The 18635-nt window shown below is 73.6% G+C and carries 18 protein-coding genes; 9 read left to right on the forward strand and 9 right to left on the reverse strand.

Annotation, left to right across the window (positions count from 1 at the left end):
- The first annotated feature begins 95 nt into the window (after positions 1 to 95).
- Positions 96 to 641, forward strand: coding sequence for a SigE family RNA polymerase sigma factor (locus ACFYVJ_RS03810; protein WP_388886328.1), 546 nt, complete (start codon positions 96 to 98; stop codon positions 639 to 641).
- Positions 638 to 1813 carry a hypothetical protein gene (locus ACFYVJ_RS03815; protein WP_388886330.1) on the forward strand — a complete coding sequence of 392 codons (1176 nt, stop codon included), beginning with the start codon at positions 638 to 640 and terminating at the stop codon, positions 1811 to 1813. The genes ACFYVJ_RS03810 and ACFYVJ_RS03815 overlap by 4 nt, the downstream gene beginning before the upstream one ends.
- On the opposite strand, the gene ACFYVJ_RS03820 is transcribed toward ACFYVJ_RS03815, so the two are convergent.
- On the reverse strand, positions 1800 to 2996 hold the full coding sequence (locus ACFYVJ_RS03820) for an MFS transporter (protein WP_388886331.1): 1197 nt from the start codon (positions 2994 to 2996) through the stop codon (positions 1800 to 1802). The genes ACFYVJ_RS03815 and ACFYVJ_RS03820 overlap by 14 nt on opposite strands.
- Positions 2997 to 3261: 265 nt before the next feature.
- Between ACFYVJ_RS03820 and ACFYVJ_RS03825 the strand changes: the two genes are divergently transcribed.
- Positions 3262 to 3915 carry a cytidylate kinase family protein gene (locus tag ACFYVJ_RS03825; protein WP_388886333.1) on the forward strand — a complete coding sequence of 218 codons (654 nt, stop codon included), beginning with the start codon at positions 3262 to 3264 and terminating at the stop codon, positions 3913 to 3915.
- A gap of 9 nt (positions 3916 to 3924) precedes the next feature.
- Positions 3925 to 4293 carry a VOC family protein gene (locus ACFYVJ_RS03830; protein WP_388886335.1) on the forward strand — a complete coding sequence of 123 codons (369 nt, stop codon included), beginning with the start codon at positions 3925 to 3927 and terminating at the stop codon, positions 4291 to 4293.
- 42 nt (positions 4294 to 4335) lie between these two features.
- Here the strand turns inward: ACFYVJ_RS03830 and ACFYVJ_RS03835 are convergent, their stop codons facing one another.
- Positions 4336 to 4533, reverse strand: coding sequence for a DUF397 domain-containing protein (locus ACFYVJ_RS03835; RefSeq protein ID WP_388886337.1), 198 nt, complete (start codon positions 4531 to 4533; stop codon positions 4336 to 4338).
- Positions 4505 to 5386 carry a helix-turn-helix domain-containing protein gene (locus ACFYVJ_RS03840; RefSeq protein ID WP_388886338.1) on the reverse strand — a complete coding sequence of 294 codons (882 nt, stop codon included), beginning with the start codon at positions 5384 to 5386 and terminating at the stop codon, positions 4505 to 4507. Before ACFYVJ_RS03840 ends, ACFYVJ_RS03835 begins: the two co-directional genes overlap by 29 nt.
- A gap of 169 nt (positions 5387 to 5555) precedes the next feature.
- Between ACFYVJ_RS03840 and ACFYVJ_RS03845 the strand changes: the two genes are divergently transcribed.
- Complete coding sequence (locus ACFYVJ_RS03845; RefSeq protein WP_388886339.1) at positions 5556 to 7331, forward strand: serine hydrolase; 1776 nt, start codon at positions 5556 to 5558, stop codon at positions 7329 to 7331.
- Between the two features lie 76 nt (positions 7332 to 7407).
- Here the strand turns inward: ACFYVJ_RS03845 and ACFYVJ_RS03850 are convergent, their stop codons facing one another.
- From ACFYVJ_RS03850 to ACFYVJ_RS03865, 4 genes are all read right to left on the reverse strand, one after another.
- Positions 7408 to 8964 (reverse strand): phytoene desaturase family protein, encoded by a 1557-nt coding sequence (locus ACFYVJ_RS03850; RefSeq protein WP_388886341.1) that lies wholly within the window; start codon positions 8962 to 8964, stop codon positions 7408 to 7410.
- A 359-nt stretch (positions 8965 to 9323) separates the two neighbouring features.
- A complete protein-coding gene (locus ACFYVJ_RS03855) occupies positions 9324 to 12032 on the reverse strand; it encodes a tetratricopeptide repeat protein (RefSeq protein ID WP_388886343.1) in 2709 nt (902 codons plus the stop codon).
- A gap of 41 nt (positions 12033 to 12073) precedes the next feature.
- Positions 12074 to 12988 (reverse strand): oxygenase MpaB family protein, encoded by a 915-nt coding sequence (locus ACFYVJ_RS03860; RefSeq protein ID WP_388886345.1) that lies wholly within the window; start codon positions 12986 to 12988, stop codon positions 12074 to 12076.
- Between the two features lie 123 nt (positions 12989 to 13111).
- Positions 13112 to 13897 carry a class I SAM-dependent methyltransferase gene (locus ACFYVJ_RS03865; protein WP_388886346.1) on the reverse strand — a complete coding sequence of 262 codons (786 nt, stop codon included), beginning with the start codon at positions 13895 to 13897 and terminating at the stop codon, positions 13112 to 13114.
- A 273-nt stretch (positions 13898 to 14170) separates the two neighbouring features.
- On the opposite strand from ACFYVJ_RS03865, the gene dhaK reads away from it, so the two are divergent.
- The 4 genes from dhaK to ACFYVJ_RS03885 all read left to right on the forward strand — a co-directional run bounded on the left by dhaK (position 14171) and on the right by ACFYVJ_RS03885 (position 17468).
- Positions 14171 to 15163, forward strand: a complete 993-nt coding sequence (gene dhaK / locus ACFYVJ_RS03870) for a dihydroxyacetone kinase subunit DhaK (RefSeq protein WP_388886348.1) — start codon at positions 14171 to 14173, stop codon at positions 15161 to 15163.
- An 88-nt stretch (positions 15164 to 15251) separates the two neighbouring features.
- Positions 15252 to 15863, forward strand: a complete 612-nt coding sequence (dhaL, locus tag ACFYVJ_RS03875; RefSeq protein WP_388886800.1) for a dihydroxyacetone kinase subunit DhaL — start codon at positions 15252 to 15254, stop codon at positions 15861 to 15863.
- A complete protein-coding gene (locus tag ACFYVJ_RS03880; RefSeq protein ID WP_388886350.1) occupies positions 15856 to 16260 on the forward strand; it encodes a PTS-dependent dihydroxyacetone kinase phosphotransferase subunit DhaM in 405 nt (134 codons plus the stop codon). Before dhaL ends, ACFYVJ_RS03880 begins: the two co-directional genes overlap by 8 nt.
- A 179-nt stretch (positions 16261 to 16439) precedes the next feature.
- Positions 16440 to 17468, forward strand: a complete 1029-nt coding sequence (locus ACFYVJ_RS03885; RefSeq protein ID WP_388886351.1) for a 2-dehydropantoate 2-reductase — start codon at positions 16440 to 16442, stop codon at positions 17466 to 17468.
- A gap of 90 nt (positions 17469 to 17558) precedes the next feature.
- Here ACFYVJ_RS03885 and ACFYVJ_RS03890 read toward each other — a convergent pair whose 3' ends face one another.
- Together ACFYVJ_RS03890 and ACFYVJ_RS03895 are read right to left on the reverse strand one after the other, a co-directional pair.
- Positions 17559 to 18047: an NUDIX domain-containing protein gene (locus ACFYVJ_RS03890; protein WP_388886353.1), complete on the reverse strand. Its 489-nt coding sequence runs from the start codon at positions 18045 to 18047 to the stop codon at positions 17559 to 17561.
- A 57-nt stretch (positions 18048 to 18104) separates the two neighbouring features.
- The gene (locus tag ACFYVJ_RS03895; protein ID WP_388886354.1) at positions 18105 to 18635 is read right to left on the reverse strand and encodes a hypothetical protein; all 531 of its coding nucleotides are present in this window, start codon (positions 18633 to 18635) and stop codon (positions 18105 to 18107) included.

Genomic DNA, 18635 nt, shown 5'->3' on the forward strand with positions numbered 1-18635 from the left:
CTTTTTCGACGGGCCCGGCATAGCGGGGCGGTCCAGCACGCGTCCAAGGAGGTGACAGGCGACCACGGGCCGAGGACGACCGAACACGGGGAACCATGAATGATGAGGAAGAGCGCCGCTTCCGCGAGTTCGTCGCGGCGCGCTCGCCCGCGCTAATGCGTACGGCGACCCTCCTGACCGGCGGCGACGTCCACGCCGCCGAGGATCTGCTGCAGACCGCGCTGGCGAAGGCGGCGGCTCGGTGGGGCAGGTTGGAGAGTCCCGAGGCGTATCTGCGGCAGGTGCTCTACCGGCAGCAGGTGAGCCTGTGGCGGCTGTTACGCACGCGCCGCGAGACCACGGTGGCCGAACTCCCCGATGCCGTGCGCGAGGACCCTTCCGACGCCGCGGAACTGAGGATCCAGATACGCCGGGCGCTGGCCCGGCTCACCCCACACCAGCGCGCCATGCTGGTCCTCCGCTACTTCGAGGACTCCCCCGAGAAAGAGGTGGCCGAGCTGCTCGGCTGCTCGGTGGGCACGGTCCGCAGCACGACGCACCGGGCACTGGCCAAACTGCGCAAGCTGGTGCCCGAGCTGGACCCCGGCGCCGGCTCCCGCGGCCCCGAATTCGGCAACTCACCCTCGGAGGTGTGGAAATGAACGCTGACCGGCTGCTGCAGGACACCCTGCGCGAGTGGGCCGAGGAGACACCTCCCCCGCCCGGCCCGGACCTGGCGCACCGGGCCCTGCTGCGGCGCCGCCGGCGCCGGGTGACCGCGGTGACCGTGACGGCCGCCACCTTCGTGCTGCTGGTGGGCGGAGTCACGGTGCCGGTGCTGGCGGAGCTCGACCGGTCGGGCCACCCCGAGCCGGGGCGGATGATCGGCGACGACGTGTCCGCGTACCCGCGCGAGTCCCCGCCGCGCCATCTGATCGCCGCCGGGGACGTCGCGGTGTCCGCGTACCAGGCGGACCGGAGCACCGTGGAGGAGAACGGGGTCGAGCGGACCACGTACACCTGGTACCTGCACGACCCCGGGACGCAGCAGTACGAGAAGACGCGCTGGGGCTGGCTGGACGTCGCCCCCGGGATGCGGCAGGCAGCCGTGCTGGAAAAGACGCTGCCCGCGTCCCGGGTGGGAATCCTCGATCTGGACACCGGGAAGGTGACGAAGTGGATCCCGCTCCAGCACGAGGCAGGCGGGGTGCAGTGGTCGCCGGACGGAAAGCGGCTGGTGGTGACCGCGTACCGCGGATACCCGGATGTCGAGACCGGTGACCTCGATCGGTACGCGTCCCATGCGAGGACCGGCTATTACCTCGTCGACGTCGACTCGGGCCGGAAGGAATACCGTCCGATGAACGTCGATATGGAAGGGAAGTCCGTCGGGCTCGGCCGTATGGACGTGCGGTGGAGCCGGGACGGCACCTCGCTGAGGGTTCTGGGAGCGCCGGGCGGCGCCATCGTGACCTGGTACGACCTGGAAGGCCGGGCAAGAGCGAAGGCCCCGCCGTACGAGGGCCTGGACCAGGCGCCGGCCGGCGTGTCACCGGACGGCCGCTACTCCACGGTGGGCGACGCCTGGACGGCGGCCGTGAAGGAGACACGGACCGGCCGGACGGTCCCCGGGTCGAGCGGGAGCATGATCCTCGCGTGGGCCGGCAGCGGGCGCCTGGTGCGCTGGGAGTGCTCGCCGGATCGGAACTGCACGCGGGGCACCGGCGAGCGGCTGATCCTGACCGACCCCGCGGGACGCGACAAGATCCCGCTCACGGGCCCCCGGTACGAGAACACCCCCCAGGAATGGGAACCGCTGATCACCCGGCGCTGAGCGGATCGCCCCTGAGTCCTTCGCGCAGTCGTGCGAACGGCACGGCCGGGGCGAGCGCGAGAACGATCACGCCCCCGAGGAAAAGAGCCAGCCATGCACCGGAACGGTCGATGACGATTCCTGCTCCTGCGGACGCCAGGGAGGCACCGAGGTTGAGGGAGGTGTTGATCCAGGTCGACCCCTCCGTCCGGCTCCTTTCCGGAACGATGGTGTCGGCGACGAGGTATCCGGTGATGAGGGACGGCGAGACGAAGAGGCCGACGACCGCGAGGCCGGCGGCGAACAGCCCCAGCGTGTCCATTTGCGACGCGAGGACCGCGGCGAACCCCATCGAGAGGCACAGGGCGAACAGTCGTGGCCCGAGTCCCGACGTGAACTTCATCTGTCCGTAGACGAGTCCTCCCAGGGCGCTGCCACCCGCGAAGGCCGCCAGCAGCCAGCCCGCGACCGTCACCGCATCATGTTCGGCGGCCACTGCCGGTGCGGCGATCTCGGCGACGCCGAGCACGCCGCCGACTCCCAGGAGGACGACGAGCACCCGCGCGAAACCCGGCTGGTTCAGCGGGCGGTCCTCTCGCGCGGCTCCCCCACGTGTGCCGCGAAGCGCACCCGAAGACGCGCTGGACGTCATGGCGACGGTGCCGATGGTGACCGCCACCGCGGTCACCCAGAGGCCGGTGCCGGGAGAAGTGGCCACGATGATCGCGGTAATGACCACGGGGCCACCGACGAAGAGGAGTTCTTCGCACACTGCGTCGACACTGAATGCTTTCGTCCGGTCGCCCTCCGTCGTCGTGAGCGACGCCCAGATCGTTCGCATCGCCGCACCCAGCGGTGGCGTCGTCAGGCCGACGACTGCGCTGAGCACGAGAAACCAGCCGGCCGCGACTCCCTCCGCGCCCGAGAGGAGCGCGAGAGCGGCGTACCCCACGGCCTGGGCCGTCGCCATCGCGTTGAGCACGATGCGCTGCCCGAACCGATCGACGCCCCGGGCGCGCCAGGGCGCGGCGATGACGTTCGCGATTCCGAACACCGCTGTCGCGAAGCCGGCTTGTGTGTAGGAACCCGTACTTTGCTCGACGGCAAAGAGGAGGGCGAGCCCGCACATGGCCAGAGCGGACCGGCCGATCAATGCGGGGATGAAGGCGCGGAGCGCGCCAGGAAGCAGAAGCACTGCAAACACGAGGGATCTCCGGTGATGCGCGACCGGCGTCGAGGCGCGGTCGCGGAAGTCTGACGGTTGCCGAAGTCCGGAGGCGTGCGAAGGAGCACCCTCAACGGATCAGAACCTGGGCGGGAGTGACCCAGGACCGTCAGATGAACATCACGATGAACACCCGCGGAGGCTATCAGGCCGCGGCCGCCGCATCAGGGCTGCGGACGCGCGCGTGATGCTAGACAGGGACACTGTGAGAGAGCCAGCAGGGAACCGAGGAACCCGGGGTGAGTTGATCAGTCGGCTGGCCGGGGCGGTCAGGTCCGTCGCGACCGTGCATCCGCTGCGGGTTGCCATCGACGGGCCGCCCGCCGCCGGCAAGACCACGCTTGCCGACGAACTCGCCGCCGTCCTACGCGAGCAGGGCCGCCACGTCATCCGCGCGACCATCGACGACTTCCTCGTCCCCCGCGCCCAGCGCTACCGGCGTGGCCGGTACTCCGCCGAAGGCTGCTACTTCGACGCCCACGATCGCGCGGCGCTGTGCAGGGTCCTGCTCGATCCGCTGGGCCCGGGCGGAGACCGCAGGTTCCGGCACGCGGTCTACGACAGCGATACCGATACGGCGTCGTCCCCGCCGCCGATGACCGCCCCCGCGGACGCCGTCCTGCTCTTCGACGGCGTCTTCCTCCTGCGCCCGGAACTCCTCGACCGATGGGACCTGCGCATCTTCGTGTCCGTCCCCTTCGAGGAGACGGTCGTTCGCGCCCGGGTACGAGGTACGGCGCCGGCCGGGTCCGCCGCCGACATCGAACGGTCCTGGCGCGACCGCTACATCCCCGCCCAGCAGCTCTACTTCGCCACCGCCCGCCCCACCGACCACGCCGACATCGTCGTGCACAACGCCCAGCTCCAACGGCCGACCTGGGAGTACCGCGGCTTGTAAGGTCGCGGGATGACGCGCAGTTTGCAGTGCATCGTGCTGGACTGTCCGCGGCCCCGGGAACTCGCCGCGTTCTACCAAGCCCTTCTCGGCGGGGAAGTCGACCGAGCGGACCCGCGGTGGTCCCTCGATGACGACTGGTCGACATTGCACCTGCCCGACGGCGGGGTGCTGGGCTTCCAGCGGGCCCACGACCACCGCCCACCCCGGTGGCCGGACCCGGCCTACCCGCAGCAGATGCACCTGGACATCGCCGTTGACGACATGGCAGCGGCCGAGCGCGACGCGCTGGCCAACGGCGCGAAGGTCCTGCGGGACGAGGGCGATTGGGGCGTGTACGAGGATCCGGCCGGGCATCCGTTCTGCCTCGTACCGGAGTGAGAGCGCGCCGGGCGGATGGCCCGGGAGCCACCCGCCTCGTTCTCAGACGTCGCCGAACTCGCCGGTCTTGACGGCGGACACGAACGCGGTCCAGCCGTCGGGGGTGAAGGCGAGCTGTGGGCCCTGGGGGTCCTTGCTGTCGCGGACGCGCAGACGGTCGGGGTGGCCGTCGTGGACCTCGACGCAGTTACCGCCGTCGCCGCCACTGTGGCTACTCTTGCGCCAGTCTCGGGTGGTCATCCAGCTCCTTCGCCGCGGATTCGATCCGCTCCAGGGAGGCTTTGCACGGCCAGGCTTCGACCAACAGCCGTGCGTAGACCTCCTCATGGTGAGCCACGACCACGGGCTCGTCCAGGAGCCTTCCGCTCGACAAACCCTCCACGTATGCCATGGGAGGCTCATCCATGCAGGTGAGGAGGCGGAGTGGACCGGTCAGCGCCGCGTGGCCGCCGATCGCATACGGCACGACGTGTACGCGCACACGGTGGTTGCGGACCAGGTTCACCAGATGCCGCAATTGCGCGGCCATCACGGGCCCGCCCCCGACCGGTCGGTGGAGTACGGATTCGTCGAACAGGACCTCGTACTCGGGAGTCCTGTGGTTGTCGAGGATCCGTGCACGCGCAAGGCGAGCCCGCACCAAATGGTCCAACTCGTCTTCCGGCCGCACCGGGTGCGACGCCCGGAACACCGCCCTCGCGTACTTCTCCGTCTGGAGCAGCCCCGGCACCAGTAACGCCGAGAACTCCCTGATCCGTACCGCCCGCTGCTCCGCGTCGTACGCCTCCGCGAAGTGGTTCGCGATGCCCGCCGGCCTCGCGTCGTTGCATCGCCTGGCGAAGAACCCGTTCGTCTCCAGCACCCGGTCCGCCAGTTCGGCGATCTCCGGCTGCATCCGCCGGCGGCCCACCTCCATGTGGCCCACCATGGAGGTGCTGACGAAGAGCATGTCGGCGAGTTGCTTCGTGCTGAGTCCGGCGGCCTCCCGGTAGTAGCGGAGTTCGTCGCCGAAGAATGCGCGGGTGGAGTGGGACGGATCCTGCCGTACCCACTGTTCGTCGGAGTTCGCCACCACCGGTACCTCCTGTGTCATCGGTCGACAACCGACAGTAGTCAGCACAGATGGCCCGGTACTCCCAATAGTCCATTTGCCGCGCCTACAACCGTCGTTGTGCGCCGGATCTTGACAGGCAGGACCCCCTGGCAGAAAGTTTCACCGTTCCCGCGCGTTCGGAAGGATTCTTTCAGGAGGGGTTGGGATCATGACGGGTCAGTTGGGCAGGCGGCGCTTCGCCGCCGGTGTCGTTGCTACTGGAGGTGCGCTCTTCGTGGTCCCCGGTTCCACCGGACTCCCCGCTCACGCCGCAGAGGCATCGTCCGGTGCGCCCACGTTGCGGCGCGGCAGCGCCGCCCGGGCCGGGCTGCTGGAGCCGCATCTGCGGCAACTCGTCGCCGATGCCGAGACGTTCCTCGGGCCCTCGCCGAAGTATCCGTGGTACGCGGGGGCCGTCATTCTCGCCGGGCGGGGGCGGACGGTCGCGCTGGAACGGGCGATCGGGAAGGCCGTGCGCTACGAGCGGTACGACCAGGCGACCGACACGGGGATCGAGCTGCCGCCGGAGCAGCAGGTCGACATGTCGATGGACACCGTCTTCGACCTCGCTTCCGTTTCCAAGCTCTTCACCTCCCTCCTCGCCGTGCAGCAGATCGAGCGCGGTGCTCTCACGCTCGAAGCGTCCGTGGCCTCCTATCTCCCCGAGTTCGGCGCCGCGGGCAAGCAGGACGTCACCATCCTGCAACTGCTGACCCACACCTCCGGGTTCACCTCCTGGATCCCGCTGTACGCCGAGCCGACCTGGGAGGCCAAGCTCGCCCGGCTGTGGCGGGAGGCGCCGGTGAACCCGCCGGGGACCAAGTACCTGTACTCCGACCTCAACCTGATCAGCCTCCAGCTCGTACTGGAGAAGATCACGGGCAAGACCCTCGACCGCCTCCTCGCCGACGAGATCACCGGCCCCCTCGGCCTGGACCACACGCGCTACAACCCGCCCGCCTCCTGGCTCCCCCGCGTCGCAGCCACCGAGGACGCGCGCAAGCCGTGGTCGGGGCTGGACCGCGGGATGGTGCGGGGGGAGGTGCACGACGAGAACGCGTACTCCTTCGGCGGGGTCGCCGGGCACGCCGGGCTCTTCTCCACCGCGTGGGACCTGGCGATCCTCTGCCGGACCCTGCTCAACGGCGGGGTGTACGGGCGGACGCGGATCCTGGAGCGGGAGTCGGTGGAGCTGATGTTCACCGACTTCAACACCGACTTCCCGGGTGACGAGCACGGGCTCGGCTTCGAGCTGTACCAGCACTGGTTCATGGGCGCCATGGCCACCCCGGAGTCCGCCGGGCACACCGGCTTCACCGGCACGGCGCTGGTCATCGACCCGACGACCGACACCTTCCTCGTCCTCCTCGGCAACTCCGTCCATCCGGTACGCAGTTGGCGCAGCGGCAGCGCGCCGCGGGTGGCGGCGGGGACGAACCTGGCGCGTGCGGTGGCCGTACGGCCGGAGGACGGGCGCACGGCGTGGTTCAGCGGGACGGCGAATCAGAAGACGTCGACGCTGACGCTTCCCGAGGTGACGGTGCGGGACGCGGCGGCGGCGCTGGAGTTCGCGCTGTGGTGGGACACCGAGCCGCAGTGGGACAAGGTGTACCTGGAGGCGTCGGCGGACGACGGCGGGAGCTGGGAACCGGTGCCGTTCACGACCCGCCGCCCGCGGGGCGGGGGTGTGCGGGAGCACGCGGAGGGCACGGCGGACGGGTGGTCCGGGCGGGTGTGGCACCGGGCGTCGGCCGGGTTGGGCGCGTGGCGCGGGCGGCCGGTGCGGCTGCGGTGGCGGTATGTGACGGACCGGCAGTACGTGGGCCGCGGGGTGTACGTGGACGACGTACGGGTCACGGACGGGCGCCGGGTGCTCTTCGACGACGGGCGGCGCGGGGACGCGGAGCGGGTGGAGCCGGACGGCTGGACCGCCTCGGGGGACTGAGGGCAGGCGGGGACGCGGGGGCCGCTTCGCGGCGGCCCCCGCGCCCGGCGCGTACCGCATCGAACGCGCCCCCGCGCTATCTGCCCAGCGCCGCCATCGCCGCGTTGTGGCCGGGGATCCCGCTCACTCCCCCGCCCCGCACCGCGCCCGCCCCGCACAGCAGCACGTTCGCGTGCTGTGTCTCCACGCCCCAGCGGCCCGTCTCCTCCGTCGCGTACGGGAACGCCAGCTCGCGGTGGAAGATGTTGCCGCCCGGGAGCCGCAGGTCGCGCTCCAGGTCGAGCGGGGTCTTCGCCTCGATGCAGGGGCGGCCCTCGGCGTCGGTGGCGAGGCAGTCGGCCAAGGGCTCGGCGAGGTGGGCGTCGAGCTGGGCGAGGGTGGCGCGCAGCAGCTCGTCGCGGGTGGCGTCGTTGTCGGCGGCGAAGAGGCGGGCGGGGGTGTGGAGGCCGAAGAGGGTGAGGGTCTGGTAGCCGTCGCGGACCAGGTCGTCGGCGAGGATCGACGGGTCGGTCAGGGAGTGGCAGTAGATCTCGGACGGCGGCGCCTGCGGCAGCCCGCCGGCGGCCGCTTCCCGGTAGGCGGTTTCCAGGTCCGCGTAGCCCTCGGCGACGTGGAACGTACCGGCGAACGCCTGCCGGGGATCCACGCTCTCGTCGCGCAGCCGCGGGAGGCGCCGCAGCAGCATGTTCACCTTGAGCTGCGCGCCCTCGGGGGCGGGGTGCGGCGGGTCGTCGCCGAGGAGTTCGGCGAGGGCGGCGGGTGAGGCGCCGACGAGCACGGTGCGCGCGGCGACGGTCCCTTCCCCGTCCGCGTTCCGGTACGTGACCTCCGCCCGCTCTCCGTCCGTATACAGGGCGACCGCCTCGTGCCCGGTGGCGATCTCGGCGCCCGACGCGCCCGCGGCGGTCGCGAGGGCGTCGGTGAAGGCGCCCATGCCGCCGACGGGGACGTCCCAGTCGCCGGTGCCGCCGCCGATGACGTGGTAGAGGAAGCAGCGGTTCTGGGCGAGGGACGGGTCGTGGGCGGAGGCGAAGGTGCCGATGAGCCCGTCGGTGAGCACGACGCCGCGCACGAGGTCGTCGGCGAAGGTCTCCTCCACGGTCTCGCCCAGCGGCCGTTCGAAGAGCGCGCGCCAGGCGTCGTCGTCGCCGATGCGGGCGCGCAGTTCGCCGCGGGTGGGCAGGGGCTCGGTGAGGGTGGGGAAGACGCGCCGGGCGACGTCCTGCGTCATGCCGTAGAACCGCTGCCAGGCGTCGAACTCGTGGTCCCCGCCGGTCAGGGCGGCGAAGGACTCCCGGGTGACGGCACCGGCGCCGGTCTCGACCAGGAGCCCGGTGGGGCGGCCGGCGCGGACGGCGGGGGTGTAGGAGGAGACGGCGCGCTTGCGCACGGCGAAGCCGAGCCCGAGGTCGTCGACGATGGCGCGGGGCAGGAGGCTGACGAGGTACGAGTAGCGCGACAGCCGGGCGTCGACGCCGGGGAACGTACGGGCGGAGACGGCGGCACCGCCGGTGTGGTCCAGACGCTCCAGCACGAGCACGGACCGCCCGGCGCGGGCGAGGTATGCGGCGGCGACGAGCCCGTTGTGGCCGCCGCCGACGACGACGGCGTCGTAGCTGCTACGGAGGGACATGGCTCTTGGTAACACGGAAGATCGCGGCGGGCCAGAGGGACACGGGGCGCCCTGCGGTCGGCGACCGGGGGGGGGGGGTGGGGGTGCAGGGGTCGTGCGGTGGAGAGAGGGGCGAGGCTCGGTGCCCGCCGGACCTTGGCGCGGGAGGGTGAGCGGCCGGCGGTGCCAGGGAACGGGGCCGGACGTGCGCCGGCCGGGCCGCATACGACCCGTGCGTGACGCCGGGGGGCCGGGCGGATGGAGCGGCGAGGACCGCCGGGGTGGAGGCGCCGCAGGCCGTCGGCACTCGCACGTGCCCCGCGCACGGGACGCACGGCCGGGCTGCCCCGGCGCCGGGGCGCCGGGCCGCCGGGTCCCTCTCAGCCCGACGCGCGGCGGGACGCTGCCAGGCGGTAGACCTCCGCCGCCTCTCCGGTACGGCCCAGTTGCTCCAGGCAGTGGGCCTCGTCGTGGCGGCTCGACAGGGTCTCCGAGTGGGCCGCGCCCAGGGTGCGTTCGCGGGCGCGGGCGACCTCGCGGTGGACCGTCAGCGCCTCCGCCCAGCGGTTCAGCCAGCCCAGCGCGACGGCGATCTCGCGGCGGCCCGCGAGGGTGTCCGCGTGTTCGGGGCCGAGGGCCCGTTCGCGTACCGCTGTGACCTCGCGGGCCTCCGTCAGGGCCTCCTGCCAGCGGCCGAGGCGGCCGAGGGTGACGCAGCGGATGTGGCGGGCGCGGAGCGTCTCGGGGTGGCGGGTGCCGAGGGTCTGGGTGCGGTCGGCGATGAGGGTCTCGTAGTGGTCGAGGGCTTCCTCGTGCCGGCCGAGGCGGCCCAGGCAGATGCCCGCCTCGTAGCGCGCGGCCTGGGTCTCGGGGTGATCGCGGCCGAGGGTGGTGGCGCGGGCGGCGGCGACCTCGCGGTACGTCGCGAGGGCCTGCTCCCAGTGGCCGAGGCTGCCGAGCGCGTGGCCGACCTCGTAGCGGGTGACGAGGGTGTCGGGGTGGTCGGCGCCGAGCACGCGGGTGCGGACGGCGGTGACCTCGCTGGCGACGCGGTAGGACTCCTCGTAGCGGCCGAGGCGGCTGAGGGTGTACGCGAGGTTGTGGCGGCAGCGCAGGGTGTCGGGGTGTTCGTAGCCCATGGTCCGCTCGCGGTCCGCGAGCACGCCGCCGTAGACCTCCAGCGCCTCGGCGTGCCGGCCGAGTTGGCCGAGGGCGTACGCGGTCTCCTGCCGGACGGCGAGCGTGTCGACGTGCTCCCGGCCCAGCCGCCGCTCCCGGCCCGCGGCGGCGGTCCTGAACTCCTCCAGCGCCTCGGCGGTGCGGCCCAGCCGGGCGAGGCACAGGCCGGTCTGGTGGCGGGAGGCGAGCGTGTCGGGGTGGTCGCCGCCGAGCGCGGCCCCGCGTTCGGCGCCGAGGGCGCGGTGGGCGGCGGCGGCTTCCTCCCAGCGGCCGAGGCGGGCGAGGCTGACGGCCGCGTCGTGGCGCCCGGCGAAGGCGTCGAGGACGTGCTGGGGGGTGGCGGGCCGGCCGGGCTGGGTGGTGGGGGGCGCGTAGGGGTGCGGCGGGTGGGTGGAGTGGGGCGGGGTGTGGGAGGAGGGGGGCGCGTGGGAGAAGGGGTGATGCCCGGTGGGGGCACCGGAGTTGTCGGGGAGGGGCCCGTGCACGCTCGGGACGCCGCCGGAGCCGTACGCCCCGGCGGAGCCGTGACCGCCACCGGGCGTGTGTGCGCCGGGGCCGGGCCCGGCGTCGGGGGCGCCTCCCGGGCGGTGCGGACCGCCGGGGCCGGAGCCGTACGGCGAGGGTGGGCCGGGGGCGTAGGCGGTGGCCGGGCCCGGCGTGCCGCCGGCCGGGCCGTAGGTGCCGTTCGTGGGGATGCCCGGGCCCGTGCCCCGTTCCGGCCACGTGGGCGGGGGCGTGCCGTTCGTCGGGGGCCAGGTGCGTAGCAGCGCGTCCTCCGGGCGGCCGTGCGCCGGGGTCGTGCGGAGCGCGCGTACCGAGCGGGCGCCGGCCGTGAGCCCCGCCGTCCACGCCGGCAACCCGGCCGCACCACTCCCCTGGCTCCCCCGGCTCTCCCGGCTCTCCCTCGAAGCCGCCCCGCTCTCCCGGGCCTGGCCGACCTCCCCGCTCTCCCGGTGGCTGCCGTGCTCCCGGCTCCCCCAGCCCTCCCCGCTCTCCCGGCCTCCTCCACTGCCCTGCCCCGCGCCGTTGCCCCGGCCCGCGGCCTCCGCCGCGGCGCGGCTTCCCCGCAGCCGCGTCGACAAGTCGCCCGCGTCCGTCGGCCGGTCCTCCGGCGCCTTCGCCAGCAGGTCCAGGACCACCCGCTCCAGCGGCTCGGGGATCTCCGGGCGGTGCGTGCGCAGCGGCTCCGGCGGGGTGTCGCGGTGGCCGACGAGGATCGCCCAGGCGTCGTCCATGTCGAACGGCGGGACGCCGGTGGCGAGTTCGTACAGCACGCAGCCCAGCGAGTACAGGTCGCTGCGGTGGTCGATGCCCCCGCCGCCGGAGATCTGCTCCGGCGACATGTAGTGCGGCGTGCCCATCGCCATGCCCCCCGCGCCGGTGAGGCGCGAGGTGAAGCCGATGTCGTGCGCGAGGCGCGCGATGCCGAAGTCGAGGATCTTCACCGTGCCGTCGCCGAGGCGCATGATGTTCGCGGGCTTCAGGTCCCGGTGCACCACGCCCTGGTCATGGGTGTACGCGAGCGCCGCCGCGACCTGCTCCGCGATGTCGATGATCTCCTCGACCGGCAGCGGCCGGTGCCCGCCCGCCTCCAGCAACTGGCTGAGGTTGCGGCCCTGCAGCAGCTCCATGACGAGGTACAGCACGCCCTCGTCCTCGCCGAAGTCGTGCACGACGGTGACGCCGCGGTGCTGGAGCAGCGCCGCGACGCGGGCCTCGCGGCGGAAGCGCTCCTGTATCGCCGTGGAGAGCGGGTGCCCCTGCCGGTGCTGGCCCGCGGGCTTCAGGCACTTGACGGCCACGCGGCGGCCCAGGGACTCGTCGCGGGCCTGCCAGACCTCGCCCATGCCGCCGCGGCCGAGGAGTTCGAGCAGCCGGTAGCGGCCCTGGATCAGCCTGGTCTCCGCCATCTCCCCCTGCCGCCCCCGCTGTCGCTGCCGCCGCCTCGTCGTCACTCGTGGCTGTTACCCGTGGCCTTATCCCCCGACTCGTCCAGTATGGCTGCCGTTCGTACGAGCGTGGAAGGCGAGGGCCGCGATGTGGGACCGAGGCGGTCCATGGCTTTCAGTATGTTTCGCGGCGGCAGCCGCCAGCGCAGCCCGGCGGGGACGGCGCGCAGCAGCGCGGCCGTCGCGCGCAGCCTGCGGTCGACCACGGCGGGCGGGGGCGCGGGGCGGCCGTACAGCTCGTGCGCGATCGGCGGCAGCGTGGCGTACGCCAGGCCGGCGACCCGGCGCCAGAGCAGGCGGCGGGCGGGGACGAGGAGCGCGTTGACGGGCGGGCGGCGCAGGAAGTCGTCGACGTCGGCTGCCTCGGGGGTGGCGGCCAGTTCGGGGGCCACGCCGGCGAAGTACGCGGCGAGCGCGGCGGTGTCGCCGGGGACGGCGGCCGGGTCGAGGCCGACGAGGCGGGCGGCGGTGCGCTGTTCGCGTAGATAGGCGTCGGCGTACGCGTCGGGGATCGTCAGGCCGGAGCGGCGGGCTACGTCGAGGTAGGAGCCGACCTCGGCGCAGTGCACCCAGAGCAGCAGCGCGGGCTCGTCCACGCGGTAGCCCTCGCCGGTGGCGGGGTCGACGGCGCGCAGCCGGCGGTGGATGCCGCGGACGCGCGCGCCGGCGCGTTCGGCGGCGGGGGCGGCGGCGTAGGTGACGGTGCCGACGAAGGCGGCGGTGCGCATGAGCCGGCCCCAGGCGTCGGCGCGGAAGTCGGAGTTCTGCATGACGCCGCGGACGGCGCGCGGGTGCAGCGCCTGGAGGTAGAGCGCGCGGACCCCGGCGATCCACATCACCGGGTCGCTGTGCAACTGCCAGGTCACGGACGCGGGCCCGAACAGCCCCGGATCCGGCTCCCCTGCGGGCACGCCCATACGGACCCCTCCCCACCGGCGCGCGGGCGCCCGCCGTGCGCCGGGTCCATTGTCACCCGCCGGGCGCGCACGCCGGAGGCCGGGTTCCGGCCCGGTTCGTACGGACGGAAGGGGCGTCCGGGGTCAGGAGCCGGCCGGGAGGCGTACGCGGATCTTGGACTGGCCGTGCGGCAGCTTCTCCCAGTCCGCCATGAACTCCGCCCGCAGCCCGTGCTTCTCGGCCAGCGCCACCAGCGTCTCGGTGCGGTAGTAGAAGTCCTCCCGCAGCACGTGGTGTTCCTCGGTCTCCGTCCGGTCGAAGGTGAAGTCGAACCAGCCGTCGGGGCGCAGCACCCGGCCGACGTGCGCGAGGCACTCGTCGATGACGGGCGGCGGGGAGTGCGAGAAGACGCTGTGCGCGTGGACGACGCGGAAGTGCGCGGCCGGGAGGAAGGCGAAGGTCAGGTCGCGCACGGGCGTCAGACGCGGCAGCTTGTCCTGCAACTCGTGCCGCACGACGGTGTCCTGCGCGGCGAAGAGGATGTCCGGGGAGATGTCGAGGCCGTAGTAGCGCCCGCGCTCCAGGTAGTCGATGAAGCGCCAGCCGGCCCGCAGGTTCCCGCAGCCGATCTCCAGCATCCGGTCGCCCGGCCGCAGCCCGTGCTCCACGAGGTAGTCGAACTGCATCTTGCCGAGCGCCAGCCAGCGGTCGTGCGACTTGCTGCCCACGGCCGCCTCCGGGTCGGCGGCGGAGTCGGAGCGCATCACGGCGCGGTAGTACGCGACGTGGTCGCGGGGGTGGCGCAGCCGCAGCCAGGCGTCGCGGCCGGCGCGGGCGAGGTAGCGGGGGACGCGGTCCGGGTGGCGGGCGGCGTAGCGGACGCGGTGGGTGAGCGTTGTCCGGTTTGCTGTCAGGTTCTTCCGCGGCAAGGTGCACCCCTGGTGAATTGCGGTGGAACGAGCGTGGGACGGGTGAGGGACGTGAGTCGTACGGGCCGGACGGTGGCCGCAGAGTCTAGGTGCCGAACACGCATGCGCAAGCGGGCCGCACCGACGAGCGTCCGTTCGGGCGACGGCCGCCAAACCTCCCGTACGGGTGTACCTCCGACGCCCGCCCAGGGAGTGACCGGGACCGCCGCTGCCGTGATACTGGGCAAGCCAGAGCCGATCGTCACCCGGGCGCGAACGCCACCGGAGGTACCCATGCGAATGCTCATCAACGTGCCGGAGACCGTGGTGCCGGACGCCCTGCGCGGCATGGCCGCCGCCCACCCCGACCTGACGGTCGACGTCGAGAACCGGGTGGTGGTGCGGCGGGACGCACCCGTCACCGACAAGGTCGGCCTGGTCTCCGGCGGCGGCTCCGGGCACGAGCCGTTGCACGCCGGCTTCGTCGGCCCCGGGATGCTGGACGCGGCGTGCGCCGGCGAGATCTTCACCTCGCCCGTCCCCGACCAGATGACGCGCGCCGCGGCGGCCGTGGACGCCGGCCGGGGCGTGCTGTTCATCGTGAAGAACTACACCGGCGACGTGCTGAACTTCGACATGGCCGCCGACCTCGCCCAGGACGAGGGCATCCAGGTCACCAAGGTGCTCGTGGACGACGACGTGGCGGTGACCGACAGCCTCTACACGGCGGGCCGGCGCGGCGTCGGCGCGACGCTGTTCGTCGAGAAGATCGCCGGGGCGGCGGCCGACGAGGGGGCGCCGCTGGAGCGGGTGGAGGCACTGGCCCGCAAGGTCGTGGAGTCCTCGCGCAGCTTCGGCATCGCGCTGAGCGCGGTCACGACGCCGGCCAAGGGCAGCCCCACGTTCGACCTGCCGGACGGCGAGCTGGAGCTGGGCATCGGCATCCACGGCGAACCGGGCCGCGAGCGGCGGCCGATGATGACGTCGCACGAGATCGCGGACGTGACGGTGGACGCGGTGCTGGAGGACCTGCGGCCCTCGGGCCCGGTGCTGGCCCTGGTCAACGGCATGGGCGCGACCCCGCTGATCGAGCTGTACGGCTTCAACGCGGAGGTGCAGCGGGCGCTGACCGAGCGGGGCGTGTCGGTGGCCCGTACGCTCGTCGGGAACTATGTGACGTCGCTGGACATGGCGGGGGTCTCGCTGACGCTGTGCCAGGCGGACGAGGAGCTGCTGCGGCTCTGGGACGCGCCGGTGCGGACGCCGGGGCTGCGCTGGGGGATGTGAGGTCCTGCGGTACGGGGCCCGTACTCCGGTTCCGTGGCGGCAGGTCCGACGGAGTGTGCAGATGCAGGTACGAGAAGGGATGCGGCACGTGCTCGACGCGGAATTCTTCCGCCGCTGGATGCTCACCACGGCGGCGGCCGTCGACCGGGAGGCCGACCGCCTCACGGACCTCGACTCGGCGATCGGCGACGCCGACCACGGCGCCAACCTGAAGCGCGGCTTCACCGCCGTGCGCGCGGCGCTGGCGGAGGAGCCGCCGCAGACGCCGGGTGCGGTGCTGGTCCTCTCCGGGCGGCAGTTGATCTCGAAGGTCGGCGGCGCCTCGGGCCCGCTGTACGGCACGCTGCTGCGCGCCACCGGCAAGGCACTCGGCGAGGACGCCGAGGTCACGGACGCGGCACTGCGCGCGGCGCTGGACGAGGGGGTGGGCGCGGTCGCCAAGCTCGGCGGCGCGGCGCCCGGCGACAAGACGATGCTCGACGCGCTGACTCCCGCCGTGGCGGCACTCGCTGATGGCTACGGCGCGGCGCGCGCGGCGGCCGACAAGGGCGCGGAGGACACCATTCCGCTGCGGGCCCGCAAGGGCCGGGCCTCGTACCTCGGCGAGCGCAGCATCGGCCACCAGGATCCGGGCGCGACGTCGTCGGCGCTGCTGGTCGGCGCGCTGGCCGACACGGCGGAGGCGGTGTCCGGTGGCTGAGGGCCCGCTGGTCGGCCTCGTGCTGGTCTCGCACAGCGCCGCTGTCGCCGAGTCGGTGGCCGGGATGGCGGTGGCGCTGGCGGGTGTGGACACGGTGGCCGTCGAGCACGCGGGCGGCACGGCGGACGGCGGCTTCGGCACGGACGCGGACCGCATCGCGGCGGCGGCGCGGGCGGCGGACCGGGGCGCGGGCGTCGGGCTGCTGGTCGACCTGGGCAGCGCGGTGCTGACGGTGAAGTCGCTGGTGGAGGACGAGGAGTTGCCGGCCGGAGCGCGGCTGCTGGACGCGCCGTTCGTGGAGGGCGCGGTGGCGGCGGTGGTCACCGCGTCGACGGGGGCGGACCTGGACGCGGTGGAGGCGGCGGCGCAGGAGGCGTACGCGTACCGCAAGGTCTGAGCGGGCCCGCGCGGCCCGTGGGGTGGCCGGGGCGGGCGTGTGCCCGGGGGATCCGTCGGCGGTGGTCCGGATGGGAGCGCTCGCGGCGGGGAAGGCAGTCGGAGGTACGGGCGGCGCCGGCGTGCGCCGCGGGGTCGGCGTGCGCGCGGAGGCGCCGCCGGGAACGAAGGGGCGGGAACGTGAAGATAGCCGTGTTCGGCGCGGGCAGCATCGGCTGCCATCTCGGCGGCATGCTGGCGGAGGTGGCCGACGTGACCTTAGTCGGCCGGCCGGCGGCGATGGACGTACTGCGCTCCCGCGGCCTGCTGCTGACCGGCGGCGGGCGGGCGGACCGCCGCGTCGCACCGGCCGAGATACGCCTGGCGACCGGGCCGCAGGCCGCCGCGGGGGCGGACTACGTCCTGGTCACCGTGAAGTCCGCGGCCACCGCCCAGGCCGCCGAGGAACTGGCCGGGCACCTGGCCCCCGGCGCGGCGGTGGTCAGCTTCCAGAACGGGCTGCGCAACCCGGCGGTGCTGAGCCAGGGGCTGCCGGGGCGGGCGGTGGTCACGGGGATGGTCCCGTACAACGTGGTGCAGGCGGCCCCCGGCGTGTTCCACCAGGGCACGGCGGGCGTGCTGATGGTCGACGGGGGCGAGCGCTCGGCGCCGCTGGTGGTGGCGATGGCGCAGGCGGGGCTGGAGATCGAGCAGCGCGACGACATGCCCGACGTACAGCACGCGAAGCTGCTGATGAACCTCAACAACGCGATCAACGCGCTGTCCGGGCTGCCGCTGCGGGAGCAGTTGGGGCAGCGCGCGTACCGCGCCTGCCTGGCGCTCTGCCAGCGTGAGGCGCTGGCCGCCTTCCGCGCGGCGAACCTGGCCCCCGCCCGGCTGAGCCCGGTGCCCCCCGGCCTCATGCCGCTGGTGCTGCGCCTGCCGGACTGGCTCTTCCGCCGACTGGCGGCGGCGACGCTGCGCGTGGACGAGCAGGCCCGCTCGTCGATGTGGGACGACCTCCAGCGGGGCCGCCCCACGGAGATAGACACGCTGCAGGGCGAGGTGATGGTGCTGGCGGCGCGCCACGGCATGCGGGCACCGGCGAACGCGCGGCTGGCGGAGCTGGTCCTGGAGGCGGAGGCCGCCAAGGCGGGCGAGCGGCGCCAGTGGGGCGGCGCGGAACTGCTGGCGGAGCTTGCGGCGGTGACGGGGGGCGCGGAGGGCTGAGGGCGCCGCCGAGGCGGCGCGGGGGGCCGGCAGAGCGGCTCGGGGGACGCCGGGGGCTGACAGGGCGGCTGAGGGGGCGTGGGCCGCGTGCTACGCGCCCGGTGTCGCCGCCGCCTCCGCGAACCACGTCGGGCCGTCCGCGAGCGCCAGCCGGATCCGGTGGCGGGCGAAGTCCTCCAGGTCCGCCGGCAGCGCGTCCGGGGCGAACCAGCCGACCTCCAGTCCCTCGTCGTCGTTCACCCGGGCCTCGCCGCCCATCGCGCGGCAGCGCAGCGTGATGTCCATGAACTGGCACTTGTCCCCGTTCGGGTACTGGATCGGGTCCAGCCCCTCCACCCCCACGACGCGCTCCACCGTGCACACGACGCCCGTCTCCTCGCGCACCTCGCGGACCGCCGTCTGCGCCGGCTGCTCACCCGGCTCCGGGATGCCGCCGACGATCGACCAGCGGCCCGTGTCGGCGCGCCGGTGGAGCAGCACCCGGCCGTCGTCGACGACGACGGCGCTGATGCCGGGGAGGAAGAGCAGTTGCTGGCCGGCGGTCGCGCGCAGCTCGCGGATGAAGTCGGGTGTCGCCATGGTCGTAAGCGTAAACGGGCTCGGCGGGCGACTGGAAAACGCTGTGTGACCGGCGGACTACGCCTCGGCGGTGCCGCCGGTGAGGGGGTGGCGCAGGCGGTCGCGGATGGCGCGTACGGCCTCTTCCGCGTTGTCCACGGTGATCGTGAAGTCGTGGTCGTTCGCGAGGCGCAGCACCAGGCCCTCGCCGCGGCGCACGACCACGGCGGTGCCCTTGCCGGGGCGCCAGCGGTAGCCCCAGCCGCCCCAGTGGCGGGGCGTGACGCTGGGCTCGAAGTCGGCGGCGAGCACGTCGGCCAGCGGGATGCGGCGGCGAGGCAGCCCGAAGTGGCCGCAGCGGATCTCCAGGGCGTGGTCGTCGACGCTGACCGCCACGTGCACGAAGGCGAGGGTGCCGGCCAGGACGAGGAGTCCCGCGGCGATGCAGCCGACGACGGACATGACCAGCGGGGCGAGCCCGCCGGTCCAGGGCGCGGCGACGGCCAGCTCGATGCCGAGGGCCATACAGGCAGCGCCGATCAGGGCGAGAAGCCACTGCACACGGCTCGTGGCCCGCCCGGTCCACACACGGGGGCGGTCGTCCTTCAT

The organism is Streptomyces sp. NPDC004134 (genome assembly GCF_042874195.1).
GTDB lineage: Bacteria > Actinomycetota > Actinomycetes > Streptomycetales > Streptomycetaceae > Streptomyces.

Excerpts from the sequence above, each read along its gene's own strand:
- ACFYVJ_RS03810 (WP_388886328.1), top strand. The coding sequence starts at position 96 with ATGAATGATGAGGAAGAGCGCCGCTTCCGCGAGTTCGTCGCGGCGCGC.
- ACFYVJ_RS03815 (WP_388886330.1), top strand. The coding sequence starts at position 638 with ATGAACGCTGACCGGCTGCTGCAGGACACCCTGCGCGAGTGGGCCGAG.
- ACFYVJ_RS03830 (WP_388886335.1), top strand. The coding sequence starts at position 3,925 with ATGACGCGCAGTTTGCAGTGCATCGTGCTGGACTGTCCGCGGCCCCGG.
- ACFYVJ_RS03835 (WP_388886337.1), bottom strand. The coding sequence starts at position 4,533 with ATGACCACCCGAGACTGGCGCAAGAGTAGCCACAGTGGCGGCGACGGC.
- ACFYVJ_RS03840 (WP_388886338.1), bottom strand. The coding sequence starts at position 5,386 with ATGACACAGGAGGTACCGGTGGTGGCGAACTCCGACGAACAGTGGGTA.
- ACFYVJ_RS03845 (WP_388886339.1), top strand. The coding sequence starts at position 5,556 with ATGACGGGTCAGTTGGGCAGGCGGCGCTTCGCCGCCGGTGTCGTTGCT.
- ACFYVJ_RS03850 (WP_388886341.1), bottom strand. The coding sequence starts at position 8,964 with ATGTCCCTCCGTAGCAGCTACGACGCCGTCGTCGTCGGCGGCGGCCAC.
- ACFYVJ_RS03855 (WP_388886343.1), bottom strand. The coding sequence starts at position 12,032 with ATGGCGGAGACCAGGCTGATCCAGGGCCGCTACCGGCTGCTCGAACTC.
- ACFYVJ_RS03860 (WP_388886345.1), bottom strand. The coding sequence starts at position 12,988 with ATGGGCGTGCCCGCAGGGGAGCCGGATCCGGGGCTGTTCGGGCCCGCG.
- dhaK (WP_388886348.1), top strand. The coding sequence starts at position 14,171 with ATGCGAATGCTCATCAACGTGCCGGAGACCGTGGTGCCGGACGCCCTG.
- ACFYVJ_RS03890 (WP_388886353.1), bottom strand. The coding sequence starts at position 18,047 with ATGGCGACACCCGACTTCATCCGCGAGCTGCGCGCGACCGCCGGCCAG.
- ACFYVJ_RS03895 (WP_388886354.1), bottom strand. The coding sequence starts at position 18,635 with ATGAAGGACGACCGCCCCCGTGTGTGGACCGGGCGGGCCACGAGCCGT.